At 61.5% G+C, this 12690-nt stretch carries 8 protein-coding genes; 1 reads left to right on the top strand and 7 read right to left on the bottom strand.

What is annotated here, in order from left to right; genetic code table 11:
- Window positions 1-2: 2 nt before the first annotated feature.
- From PZH32_RS00770 to PZH32_RS00780, 3 genes are all read right to left on the bottom strand, one after another.
- Complete coding sequence (locus PZH32_RS00770; RefSeq protein WP_275205728.1) at window positions 3-2480, bottom strand: molybdopterin-containing oxidoreductase family protein; 2478 nt, start codon at window positions 2478-2480, stop codon at window positions 3-5.
- A 295-nt stretch (window positions 2481-2775) separates the two neighbouring features.
- On the bottom strand, window positions 2776-3501 hold the full coding sequence (locus PZH32_RS00775) for a response regulator transcription factor (RefSeq protein ID WP_275205729.1): 726 nt from the start codon (window positions 3499-3501) through the stop codon (window positions 2776-2778).
- A complete protein-coding gene (locus PZH32_RS00780) occupies window positions 3494-5218 on the bottom strand; it encodes a c-type heme family protein (protein ID WP_275205730.1) in 1725 nt (574 codons plus the stop codon). Before PZH32_RS00780 ends, PZH32_RS00775 begins: the two co-directional genes overlap by 8 nt.
- A 159-nt stretch (window positions 5219-5377) precedes the next feature.
- Between PZH32_RS00780 and PZH32_RS00785 the strand changes: the two genes are divergently transcribed.
- Window positions 5378-6352 (top strand): DMT family transporter, encoded by a 975-nt coding sequence (locus PZH32_RS00785; RefSeq protein ID WP_275205731.1) that lies wholly within the window; start codon window positions 5378-5380, stop codon window positions 6350-6352.
- Between the two features lie 3 nt (window positions 6353-6355).
- On the opposite strand, the gene PZH32_RS00790 is transcribed toward PZH32_RS00785, so the two are convergent.
- From PZH32_RS00790 to PZH32_RS00805, 4 genes are all read right to left on the bottom strand, one after another.
- Window positions 6356-7741 (bottom strand): amidophosphoribosyltransferase, encoded by a 1386-nt coding sequence (locus tag PZH32_RS00790; RefSeq protein WP_428994005.1) that lies wholly within the window; start codon window positions 7739-7741, stop codon window positions 6356-6358.
- Between the two features lie 146 nt (window positions 7742-7887).
- Window positions 7888-10638 (bottom strand): AMP-binding protein, encoded by a 2751-nt coding sequence (locus PZH32_RS00795; protein ID WP_275205733.1) that lies wholly within the window; start codon window positions 10636-10638, stop codon window positions 7888-7890.
- A 27-nt stretch (window positions 10639-10665) separates the two neighbouring features.
- Window positions 10666-11505 carry a 1,4-dihydroxy-2-naphthoyl-CoA synthase gene (gene menB, locus PZH32_RS00800; protein WP_275205734.1) on the bottom strand — a complete coding sequence of 280 codons (840 nt, stop codon included), beginning with the start codon at window positions 11503-11505 and terminating at the stop codon, window positions 10666-10668.
- A 110-nt stretch (window positions 11506-11615) separates the two neighbouring features.
- Complete coding sequence (locus PZH32_RS00805; RefSeq protein ID WP_275205735.1) at window positions 11616-12689, bottom strand: type IV pilus twitching motility protein PilT; 1074 nt, start codon at window positions 12687-12689, stop codon at window positions 11616-11618.
- Window position 12690: the final 1 nt, after the last annotated feature.

Below are 12690 nucleotides of genomic sequence, written 5' to 3' on the forward strand. Positions count from 1 at the left end.
CCCTAGAGCTTCTCGATGGCCACGGCGCAGTCGAAGTAGGACTGGTTGCGACAGGCCTGGTTGTAGTCGTTGAACGTAGTACGGGCCAAGTCGCCGTCGATGTGCTCGCGCATAAGGAAGCTGCGGGGGCAATGGAGCACGGTACGCTGCTGCCCGGGATTGATGGTGGCGCGCAGCGTCACCGAGCCGCGGTCGTTGTACAGGCGCACGACGTCGCCCTCCTCAATACCGTAGTCGGCCGCATCCTCGGGGTTGATACGGCAGATAGGCTCGCGCTCGTATTCCTTCAGATAGTCCACGTCGTACCACTGGGTGTGGGTACGGGTGCGCATGTGCTCGCAGCAGACGCTGAAGGGGAACTTCTTACGGATGGGGTTGGACAGGTCGGCCTCACGCGCCGGCTCCCAGTACAGGGCGAACTTCTCCTTCTCGATGTCCAGCTCCTGGCCCATCATGTAGTCAGGCTGCGGATCCTCGCGATAGAACTGCGCACGCGTGGTGGGCGTGCCGAAGATGCCGCCCTCGAACGCCACCTCGGGATCGGGCTGGCAGCGCAGGTAGTTCTTCTCGCGGATCTTGTCGAGCGTCACGCCGTTCTCGATACCGTAGGGCGTGCTCAGCAATACTTCCAGATACTCTTCGTTGGTGAAGTCGAAGAAGTCGCCGTAGCCCAGAGCATCGGCCAGCATGCGGTAGATCTCGACGTCGGGCTTGCTCTCGTATAGGGGCTCGACGGCTTTCTCGTTCCACAGCAGATAAGGGTTCGAGTAGTAGCGCACGCGCAGGTCCTCATTCTCGAACCAGTGGCAGGCGGGCAGCAAGATGTCGGCGTAAAGAGCTGTGTCGTTCATCGTCATATCCTGGATGACGATGAACTCGATGGCCTCCAGCGCCTCCAGCGTGTCGTTCTGCTGCGTCTGGTTCGATACGACGTTAGTGGCCATGGCGTAGAATGACTTGATCGGATAGTCCTCGCCCATCTTCTTGCCCGTCTTGACGATGTCCAGGAAGTGCGTCCAGTTCAGCTTTCCCGCCACGCCCTGGGGCAGCTCGCCCGACGTACTGGGCAGGGCGAGCGCCGCCGCCACATTGCCCTCGCCGAAGTTGCTCTCGCCAATGCAGAGGCCGGCGCCATGTTGGCCGATCTGACCGGAGATGAGCAGCAGCGAGTTGATGCACTTCGAGCTGTACATGCCGTTGTTGTAATGGTTCAGACCGTACTTCATGTCGGTCATGACCTTGCCCTCTTGGGTGTAAAGGTGGGCCAAATGCTGGATGTCCTCAGCGCTGACGCCGGTAACCTCGGTGGTGTGCTCCAACGTCCAAGGTTCGGCCGCCTCGCGGATCATGTCCATCTCGGTGCGCACGGCAATACCGTTCACCTTAGGCACGCCGGTCAAGGCCGGCTTGGTGGCCTCGCTATAAGGCACTGGGCCGTTGGTGCTTTCGTCCCAGATAACCTGAGGATCCACCTCAACTTCGTTACCCTGCTCGTCGGTGGTGGTGGTAGGCTTGACGCCCAAATCGCTCATGCGCAGGAACATACCATCGTCCTTCACCAGGAAGGGCGCCTCGGTGTGGTCGCGCAAAAAGTCGGTCTTCTCCCAGCCCTGCTCAAAAATCTCGTGAATGATGCCCAGGGCCAGCGCGCCGTCGGTTGCCGGATGCACGGGAATGAACCAATCGGCTTTCGAGCCCATGGTGCGGTAGGCAATGTCGATGACGATAAATTCCTTGCCCTGCTCCTGCACGTCCAAGTAGAAGTGCGTGCGCTGTTTATCGGATACGCAGGTCTCGCCGCCCCACAACACAACATGGTCGGTGTTGTAAATGTCAGACATGCGGTGCTGGTAGGCATTCGCGTAACCAAACACGTACATGTTCGCCATAGGAGTGGCAATGTCGCGGTCGGGCAGCACGCGGGACGCTCCCATGACGTTCATCAGGCGCGCCATGATGGAACCTTCGGGAGCGGCGCCCGAAAGCGTGGCGGTATTGCCGCTGCCCAGGAAGACGGCGATGGACTGCGGGCCGAACTCCTCGGTATACTGCTTCCACTTGTCGGTGATCTCGGTGATAGCCTCATCCCAGCTGATGCGCTCGAACTCTCCGCTGCCACGCTTCCCCACGCGGCGCATGGGGTACTGCAGGCGCTCGGTGCTGTAGACACGAGCCGGCTGCGTGAGACCCTTCGGGCAGATACGGTCGAACTCGGGGCCGTCGTCGAAATGGCCGGCCGTGGTACGAACCACCTGGCCGTCGCGCACGTGCACGTTCAGATAGCAACCACCAGCACACTGGCCACGGCACGCGCCTGAGTAAATTTTCGTTTCGGGAATTTCCACCGCCGCCTCGCCGCCGGTTTCCGCCAAGTTCTCACCCTGAGGGCTGCAACCAACCAGAGCGCCAGTGGCCGTCAATGCCGCCGCACCCTTGATGAAGCTTCTGCGGGAAAAACCGCGCTTCGTCTGTTCTGCCATGGATTCTCCTCTCCTGAATGTGGCGACTCGTCGCGCCAAAGCCACTCGCGCCGAGGCCCCAGAGGGAGGGACAGGGTGCCTCGCGCGAGCTTGTTGAAAAGCCTCCAATCCCCCTGGCTTTTCGCTGGCTCTACTTTAAAAAAATACGCTGGACAAGGCCATAAATCCTGGGTTAGTTTTGCCTCTTTTCGGAAAACCCAGGGTTAAAAACTTCTTAACAGGATGTTAAACGCCTGATCAAAGGCTTAGCGCCTTGCGCTCCTTCTTAACCGGAAGGCAACAGCGACGCACAAACTCATAGCGCCGTTGACTCCACCCGCTCGGCCATCTTGTACCCCACACGCTGTACCGTAAGCAGATACCTGGGCTCCGATGGGTTCTCCTCGATCTTCTCGCGAATCTTACGCACAAACACTGTGACATTGTTCGTGGGCTTGCAGTCCGCGTTGGACTCCCCCCACACGTATTCCTGAATCTGGCCGCGCGTGAACACCTTGCCGGGATGCGCCGCCAGAAAGGCAAGGATCTCGAACTCCTTGGTAGTTAGCGGCACCGACTTTCCCTTTACCAGCACCTCGTACTCACCGAAACGCACCTCCAAGTCACCGATGCGTGCCGTGCCCTCCCGATTGCGCGACCCCGCGAAATCGAGCGCATCTTTATGGCGGCGGATATTCGCATCGATGCGCAGCATCAGCTCAGTGGCATCGAAGGGCTTGGTAACGTAGTCATCTCCTCCAGCACCGAACCCGACGCTCTTGTCCACGATATCGCACTTCGCGGAAAGGAAGATGATGGGTATGCGATTGCCTTCCTCGCGAATGCGCTTGCAAACGTCAAAGCCGTTCATGCCAGGCAGCATGACATCAAGCAGCAACAAATCGGGCTGCTCTTGCTCCAAACGCTGCAAGCCTTCCGCTCCCGTGCGCGCCCCCACGTACTCAAGGCCATGGGCCACTAGCAGCGAGGCCACGGCCTCGTGCAGCTCTTCCTCGTCATCGATAAGCATAACCTTACTCATCATTTCCCCTCACAAGTTTTGATTCCGGTATTACCACGATGAACGAGCTTCCCTCGCCCAAGGCGCTTTCAACGCTAACAGTAAATCCTTGCTGCTCGGCATATTCCCGCACAAGGGCAAGACCAAGGCCGCTGCCGTTGTACTTGCGCGTCGAAGTGCTATCTACCTGAACGAACCGATCGAAAATGCGATCCTGATCGGCCGGCGCGATGCCTATACCCGTGTCGGCCACCACCAACTTCACCGCCGTTGCAGCCGCGTCGAAGGTGACCGACAGGCTCACAGCGCCGTCATCGGGCGTGAACTTGATAGCGTTGTTGACCAGGTTTTCCAGAATGCGCGTAGTCTTGTCGTAGTCGCCCAGCACCAACGGCACATTGGACGCCACCGTGGCTCGGAAAGTCACCAAGTACTTGTCCGCCAAGGGAGCCATGGTCTCGCGCACCACCGCCACTACCTCGCCCAGGTCAATGGCTTCGCACGCCACCTGTACCGTGCCGGCGTCCGACCGCGCAATGTCCAGCATGTCGTTGATCATGCCCAGCAGAATTTGGCTGTTCTTCTCGATATGGTCCCAGGCGCGCTGATCGTCCTCTCGCTCGGAGCCGCAGGATTTCCGCGCCGCCTGGGCGAAGGTAAGGATGGCGGTAAGCGGCGTGCGCAGTTCGTGGTTAACCATGCTCAACAGGTCAGATTTAAACCGCGTCTCTTGAGCCAGTTCCCCGTTCAGTACTTCCAGCTTGTCACGCTGGCGCTCGAGAAGGCTATTGGCTTCCTGCAGGTCGAAGGTGCGTTCCTGTACCTGGGTTTCCAGATGGCCGTACATATCGCGCAACTCGCCGGCCATGTCATTGAAGCTGTCGATGAGGTTGGTGACCTCCTTGGCCGCTTTTCGGTTTTCCAGCGAGGCGTTGAGCCGTCCCTGGCGCATCTGCCCGAAGGCGCCGTGCAGTCCCTTCAGGGGACGCAGCACGAACACCATGGTGGCACCGTAGACGATAGTCCCAATGACCGTGGTGATCAGAATGAAGAACAGCAGATCACGCATGATATTTTCCCAGAAGGCCCGCTCGTGCTGGTCAGCGGGGATGACGATGCTGATGGCACCGCCCACGTCGCCGATCTCCCAGCCTTCCTTGGCATAACCGGTAATGTCTATCTCGCCCTGGGGAGATCCGTGACATTCCAGACAGCTCTCATCTACTTCGAGAGCTTGAACATAACGGAACCGATCCTCGCCGTCGAAAGGGGCGAAACCGTAGAACTCACGCTCACCCGGTTGGGCGTTGAACTCCTCGAGTGCCTCGGCCTCGAATTCATCGGGCACGTCCTGCTCGTTGCGTGGGTTGAAGTTCGTATAGCGGATCACATAATCGGTGCCGAACGAGAACAACTTTCCCACGCTCTTGCCCACCACGGCGCAGTGGAGTCCCTTGAACTCATAGCCACCCTTGGTAGAGTTGTTGATGACGCTTTGGGAGTTATCCATGAACTTCCATACCGCATCCATCTCGTGAGCAAACATGCGCGCTTCCTCAAGCAGCACCATTTCCGCCTGCCGCTTCTCCGATTGGAGCGTGAACGCAGCATAAGCGACAAAGGACAGAGCGAATGCCACGGTGAGCACTGTGAGATAAATTGTCTTAAGACCGCGGGCCTTACCCTCCCGCAAGCCATGCTGGTCTTGATCGACCTTCCCCATTTCTACCCCCTGCATGCCGATACCCCTCGACATTGAGCGGGCATTGTAGCATGGTTCAAGCGTCAATAGGGGAAGCACTCAATTTCCACGCATGGGCCTCGGCGCACCAGGTGGCACCACTTCGCAACCCCCGTCCATTGACTCCCCTCCTGCGCGTGTTATGATGCTGCGACCATGTTTTCCCACATCAAACATAACGGGCTGCCCCTATGGGCCTTCAAGGCGGCGTTGCTTTTGGCGGCGGCTATTTGGGGCATGGGCACCGTGGTCATCAAATCCACCGTCGATGAGTTTCCTCCCAGCTGGCTGGTTGGCGTGCGCTTCCTGGGCGCGGGCATTATCCTGGGCATTGTCACGTTCCCCCGCATCGCGGCGCGCTGGCGCGAGAACGCCCGCGGCCACCTGCGCGATGGCGCCATCCTGGGCGTGCTGCTCTTTCTCTCCTACTGGGCCAACTCTACGGGTCTGACCGACACCACCGCTTCCAACAGCGCCTTTCTTACCACCTTGTACGTGGTCATCATCCCCTTCCTGGGGTGGTACATCATCCGCAAGAAACCGACGCGCTTCAATCTTGTCGCCGCCTTCCTGTGCGTTGCCGGCGTCGGCTGTGTTGCCTACGGCGGCGCGGGCGGATTCTCCCTGCGCTTCGGCGACCTTGTCACGCTGCTGTCGGCGCTGTTCCTCAGCTTCCACGTGCTGTACACGGCGAAATACGCGCCCGGTCGCTCCATGACGCTGCTGACCGTCATCCAGTTCGTCGTAGCCGGCATTCTGGGCTTCATCGTGGGCATCGTCACCGAGCCCACGCCCAACTTCGCGCAGCTTTCCCCTGAAACCTGGGTAAGCCTGGTCTACCTGACCGTCTTCGCCTCGTGCATTGCCCTGGGGCTTCAGAACGCCGCCGTGGCCCGCGTCGACCCCGCTCAGGCAGCCCTGTTTCTAGCCACCGAATCGGTCTTCGGCGTGGCGTTTTCCATCTTGCTGCTGGGCGAGGTGCTCACTGCCTCCTCCTTCGCCGGCTTCGCCCTCATCTTCGCGGGCATTGTCGTCAGCGAGTACCTGCCCCTGCGTGCCGAGAAAAAGCAAATCGCCGCTACCGAAGCAGCGGCGATTGAACTCGAAGAAGCTGATGCGTTTTTGCGGTAGTGCCTACTCCCTACCATCCCAGCAGTAGGTGCATACCTTCTCGGGGTCGATGCCGATGGCCTCCAGCATGCCCGGAAGGCTCTGGTAGCTCAGGCTGTCGAAGCCCATGTCCTCGCAGATGGTGCGCAGCAGGCACCGTCCGCGCTCAGTGGTGGCGTCGGCGTACTCGTCCAAATGCTCCACGCCCTCTTCGCCTTCCAGCTGATCCACCACACGACGGGCAATCAGGTCCATGTCGGACTTGCCGGACGAGAAGCTCAGGTACTTGCAGCTGTACATGATAGGCGGGCAGGCACTGCGCATGTGCACCTCGGCAGCGCCGGAGTCGTACAGGAAGTTCACCGTCTCGCGCAGCTGCGTGCCGCGGACAATGGAATCATCTACGAACAGCAGCTTTTTATCGTGGATGAGCTCGGGCACCGGCACCTGTTTCATGTTGGCAATTTTGTTGCGCAGATCCTGGTTGGCCGGCATGAACGAGCGCGGCCACGTGGGCGTGTACTTGATGAAGGGACGTCCGAAGGGCATCTTGCTTTCCGTGGAATAACCAATGGCATGGGGAATACCGGAATCGGGCACGCCAGCCACGTAGTCCACCTCGGGACACGCGCCGCGGGCAGCCTCGTCGCGGGCCATGATGGCGCCATTGCGATAGCGCATCACTTCCACGTTCATGCCCTCGTAATTGGAGTTCGGATAGCCGTAGTACACCCACATGAAGGCGCACATCTTCATTTCGCTGCGCGCCGGGGCCAACACTTCGACGGTGTCGGGGGTAAGGCGCACAATTTCCGCAGGACCCAACTCGTACTCGTCATGATAGCCCAGCTTCTGATAGGCGAAGCTCTCGAAGGCCACGCAATGGCCGTTCTCGTCGCGTCCCACCAGCACGGGCAAACGTCCCAGGAAATCACGGGCCGCAATAAGATCGCCATCGGCCGTCATGATCAGCAGCGTCAAAGAACCGTCGATCTTTGACTGTGCGTACTGAATACCGGAAACCAAGTCGTCCTTCTGGTTGATCAGCGCCGCCACCAGCTCGGTAGCGTTCACTGCCCCCGACGACAATGCCATGAACTGGCTGTTGCGCCCCGAGAAGTATTCCTCCACCAGCTCTTCGGCGTTGTTAATGGCCCCGATGGTGGTAATGGCGAAGGTGCCCAAATGCGATCGCACCAACAGCGGCTGCGGATCGGCGTCGCTGATGCAGCCCACGGCACTGCTGCCGTGGAAGGTGACGATGTCGTTCTCGAACTTGGTGCGGAACGGCGTGTTCTCAATCGAGTGAATTTGACGCTGGAAGCCGTCCTCCTTGTCGAGCACAATCATGCCAGCTCGACGAGTTCCCAGATGAGAATGGTAGTCCACACCGAAAAAAACGTCATGCACAACGTCGCGCTTGGATACTGCTCCGAAAAAACCGCCCACGAGGTCCTCCGTCTCGGAAAGTGTGTTCCTTTACGAAGCAAAGTATAAAGGGTGCAATCGAGCGAATGTTGCCTGCACGTTAAAAAGGGCGAAAGTTTCTGCCAGTGCTATTCGATGACCGAGCGGCCCATGCGCACCTCGGTCAGTGCCGGCAGCGCCAAGGCGCACCCAATGCCGTACTCATGACCGGCACCGTTCAGCGTGATGATGCCCTGGGGCGCCTCGTAAGCAGGCACAGTCAAATCGTGGTCGAAGTAGCGCGAGGTAGCGCCCAAGTCGCCGGGGATGACCACACCGGGCAGCGTCTGGAAGGCAGCGTGCACAAACCGCGACACCCCCGTGTCGTACATGCCGCTCATACACACCTCGCGCCCCTGAGACAGCGCCTTATGCACGAACTCGAGGGCCGGCTGAATGCCGCCGAACTTCCCAATCTTCACCATGGCGCAGCGCAGCTCGGGATAGTCGAACAGGCGGTCGGCCTCCTCGGCGTTCACGAACGACTCGTCCACGCAGATGGGCATAGCCAGCGTGTGCTGGAACGAGGCCAAGCGGCCGAAGGCGTCCTCGCGCCGATCCACCCCGGCGCGGGACAGATCGAGCGGCTCCTCGATCCAGCCAATGTCCAGCTCGTCGTAGGCACGCAATTCGGCCATGTGGTGCAGGCTGAAGCTCTGGTTCGCGTCCAAGGTAATAAGCAGCCGCGGGAAGGCTCGGCGCACCGCGCGCACGGAGGCCAGCCCTTTGCCCGGCGCCACCTTTAACTTGATGCGCTGGTACCCCTGCTTGACACAGGCACGCACCTCCTCCACCGTTTGGGCCGGCGTGCCCAGGCCCACCACCGCGCCGGAGTACACCCGTCGCTTGGCCGCGCGCGGCGCCTTGGCCAGAGCGCGTCCCACGGCACGGCGCTCTCCCCCTGACGCACCGGCGTCAAGGTCGGTCAGACGGTCGAACTCCTCGCCGAGCATCTGCCACAGAGGACGCCCCGTAATCTTGCCGTACAAATCCCAGCAAGCCATCTCAATGGCACTGCAGGCCATGGGCGCGGCGGCGGCTCGCTCCAGGTGAGCGAAGTCGGCCGACACTTCACGCGGATGCAGGTAGGTGGTGGCAATCACGCGCGGCGCCAGCACTTCGCGCAGCACGGCCATGTCCTGGCCCAGGGTTTCGGGCAGGTACCAATCGGTATCGAAGGCGGTGCATTCGCCCAGGCCCACGCGGCCCTGGTGATCCACCACTTCCACAATGACCGACTCGCGATAGGTCAGCGTCTCCTTCGGCGTGCGGAAGGGGGTCGAAAACGGCAGGCGCACGCGATGGAGCACCACGCGCGCTATCTGGATGCGCTGATCGTACAGGCGCTCGCAGGCAGCGCGGTCGATTTTGCCGATACCGCCCCGAGGCAGCTCGTCCACCAGACAAAGCCGTTCAGGCACATACAGCCGCGAAAGACGCTCGCCCAATACGGCGCGAATCTCCTCGGCCGAGGGTCGCGGGGCCCCCGCCCCGCCCGTGCGCTCCACCAGCGCCACAGGGCGTCGTCCCCAGCTGGGATCGGGCACACCGAACACGTAAGCGTCGGCCACCCCGGGCACGCGCACCAGGGCGTCCACAATTTCCGCCGGGTACACGTTCTCGCCCCCGGAGACAAACATGTCCGCCGTGCGCTCGCGCACGTACAGCCGGCCCTCGTGCAATGCCGCGGTATCGCCCGTCAGGAAGAACCCGTCCACGGTAAACGCCGCTCGCGCGTTGGCATAGCCCGCAAACACGCCCGGACCGCGCAGAGCCAGGCGCCCGAAGCCCTCCTCGTCAGGCTCGGCAATGCGGGCGGTGTAGCCGGGAAGCAGTTCCATGCCCCCGGTGAAACTGGGCGTCACCAGGGCGTTGGCCACCTGGCTCGAGGTTTCCGTCATGCCATAGCTGGCGTACACGCGCGCCCGCGCCTGCAAAGAGCGGCCGATGGTCTTCGCGTTCAAGGGACCGCCGCCCAACAGAATGCACTGGTACTGGCCGATGGTCCGCTCGGAGGGCCGCACCTCGGCCTCAACATCGAGCATGTCCTGAAGCATCTTGTCCACCACGGAAATATGGGTGGCATGAAAAGCCGCAGCTTCTTCCAGAATGCGCTTCGCGTCGAAGCGCTCGTAGACGCGCACGGGCCAGTGACTGCACACGCTGCGCACCAGCACCTGGAACCCGCCAATGTGGAAGAACGGCAGCACCGCCTGCCACAGGCCGCGGCCGCGGTTGCGCCCGTCTAGCACTCGGTTGGACGCCTGGGATGCCTCCACCAAGTTGCGCCAAGTCAGCTCCGCCGCCTTCGGCTTGCCCGTGGTGCCCGACGTGAACATGATCAGCGCGCGGTGCCCGGCATCGAAGGTATGGGCCGCCCGCTCGGCGAAGTGCACCGCGTCCTCCACCAGGCCGCCCAGGCTGTCGTCCACGCGGCGCAGGGGCGACTCCCCGCGCGTGAGCGACACGCGCACCTGGTCGAACAGGCGCTGGGCCGCGGTCTCGTCGATGCGCTGGGCCACACGCAGGCCGCAGCGCTCCAGCTCCATGAGCCGCGTCATCTTCTCGGACGAGGTCAGGCGATGGTTGAGCGCCACGAGCCCGAACGACCCGTAGGCCGCCGCCAGGGCCAGAAACACGTACATGGGGCAGTTGGGCAAATCCACCGCCACCACGTCGCCGGGAAACACGCCCTTGTCGCGCAAGCGCCGCGCCAGCTGCGCCGCCATCAGGCGCGTCTGACGATAGGTGCACGTCGTCTCTTCCCCCTGCTTGTTCACGAAGGAGAGGAACACCTGGTCGGGCCGCATCTGGGCCGTGCTTTCAAAAATATCGATCATGAAGCGTGCTGCGCGTTGCTACGAGTATCAGGGAAACTTCGGGAACTGGGTGAAGTCGGGGGCGCGATGCTCCTTGAAGGCATCGCGGCCTTCTTTTGCCTCGTCGGTGGTGTAGTACAGCAGCGTGGCGTCGCCGGCCAGCTGCTGAATGCCCGCCAGACCATCGGTGGCCGCGTTGAAGGAGGCCTTCATGAAGCGCAGGGCCGTGGGGCTGAACTGCATCATCTCGGCCGCCCAGGCCATGCACTCGTCTTCCAGCTCATCGAAGGGAACCACTTTGTTCACCAGGCCCATCTCCAGCGCCTCGGCCGCGGTGTACTGGCGGCACAGGTACCAGATCTCGCGTGCCTTCTTCTGGCCCACAATGGCAGCCAGATAGCCCGCGCCGTAGCCGGCGTCGAAAGAACCCACCTTCGGGCCCGTCTGGCCAAACTTCGCCGTGTCAGCGGCAATGGTCAGATCGCACAGAATGGAAAGCACATGGCCGCCGCCAATGGCATAGCCGTTCACCATGGCAATGACCGGCTTGGGCACCACGCGAATAAGACGCTGCAAATCCAGCACGTTCAGGCGGGGGATGTTGTCCTCGCCCACGTAGCCGCCGTTGCCGCGCTTCTTCTGGTCACCGCCCGAGCAGAAGGCCTCGTCCTCGTGGCGACCGCCGTGGTTCACGCCCGTCAGGATAATGACGCCCACTGAGGCATCGTCGCGCGCCTCGTTGAAGGCGTCGTACATCTCCATGACCGTGCGCGGCGTGAACGCATTGCGGCGCTCCGGGCGATTGATGGAGATCTTCGCCACGCCATCGCACAGCTCATAGCGAATCTCCTGATACTCCTTGCCCGTCTTCCATTCGTACTTCGTCAAAACTACTCCTAATCCTTCTCTTGCCTTACCTATCGTTTTCCTTACTGGTCGTTCGTAACGTCAGCGAGGTTGCGACCGGTCCGTTCGTCCGGCAGGACGAACGGAACTCCTTACATACCTTCGGTTTCGAAGCGCTTCTTCAGCGCTTCCTGGTGGATGGCGTGCTGCAGCGCCGTCTCCTTGGTAATGGTGCCCTCCTTCACCAGCTTGTACAGGCTCTGGTCCATGGTGCGCATGCCCTGGGCGCCGCTGGAGGCAATGACGCTGTCAATCTGGTGCGTCTTCTCCTCGCGGATAAGGTTGCGAATGGCCGGTGTGGCCGTCATGATCTCGAAGACCGGCACAATGCCGCCGTCCTTCGTGGGCACCAGCTGCTGGGACACCACGGCCTGCAGCACCAGCGACAACTGCATGCGAATTTGGCGCTGCTGGTTGGCGGGGAAGGCGTCGATGATGCGGTCCACCGTCGAGGAGGCGCCCGTGGTGTGCAGGGTGGAGAACAGCAGCTGAGCCATCTCGGCGGCGGTCATGGCCGTGCCGATGGTCTCGGAGTCACGCATCTCGCCCAGCAGAATAACGTCGGGGCTCTCGCGCATGGCCGAGCGCAGGGCCTCGGCGTAGGTGGCCACGTCCGAAGGAATCTCACGCTGGGTGACAATGCAGCCCTCGTGGCGATGCACGTACTCGATGGGGTCCTCCATGGTGATGATGTGGCCCGTGCGGTTCTTGTTCAGCTTGTCGATGATGCAGGCCAAGGTGGTGGACTTGCCAGCGCCCGCCGGACCAGTGACCAGCACCAGGCCCTTCTGGAAGTCGGCGCAGCGCATGACGTCGTCGGGAATGTGGTAGTCGGCCGGGTCAGGCAGCGTGAAGGGGATGACGCGAATGACCGCGCCCAAGGAGCCGCGCTGGCGGAACACGTTCACGCGGAAGCGGCCCAAGCCCGCCACGGCGAAGGAGAAGTCGTCGTCGTGGTTGTGGCCCTCGAGGAAGATGGCCTCGTCGCGACCTGACAGCTCGTAGATGGCAGCCACCAACGCCGCCGTATCGGCCGGCATGAGCGGCGCCATGTCGGTGCGCACCTGGCGCCCATCGGCGGTGTAGGTCAACGGCAAGCCGGCAACGATGAAGACGTCGGAGGCCTTCTTGTCGATCATTTCCTGCAGCAGTGGCTTCAGTTCCATA

The sequence above is a fragment of the Adlercreutzia equolifaciens genome (assembly GCF_029076695.1).
In the GTDB taxonomy this organism is placed as follows: Bacteria; Actinomycetota; Coriobacteriia; order Coriobacteriales; family Eggerthellaceae; genus Adlercreutzia; species Adlercreutzia equolifaciens_A.

Bases quoted from the DNA above. Each gene is read 5' to 3' on its own strand.
- PZH32_RS00770 (WP_275205728.1), bottom strand. From the start codon at position 2,480: ATGGCAGAACAGACGAAGCGCGGTTTTTCCCGCAGAAGCTTCATCAAG.
- PZH32_RS00775 (WP_275205729.1), bottom strand. From the start codon at position 3,501: ATGAGTAAGGTTATGCTTATCGATGACGAGGAAGAGCTGCACGAGGCC.
- PZH32_RS00780 (WP_275205730.1), bottom strand. From the start codon at position 5,218: ATGCAGGGGGTAGAAATGGGGAAGGTCGATCAAGACCAGCATGGCTTG.
- PZH32_RS00785 (WP_275205731.1), top strand. From the start codon at position 5,378: ATGTTTTCCCACATCAAACATAACGGGCTGCCCCTATGGGCCTTCAAG.
- PZH32_RS00795 (WP_275205733.1), bottom strand. From the start codon at position 10,638: ATGATCGATATTTTTGAAAGCACGGCCCAGATGCGGCCCGACCAGGTG.
- PZH32_RS00805 (WP_275205735.1), bottom strand. From the start codon at position 12,689: ATGGAACTGAAGCCACTGCTGCAGGAAATGATCGACAAGAAGGCCTCC.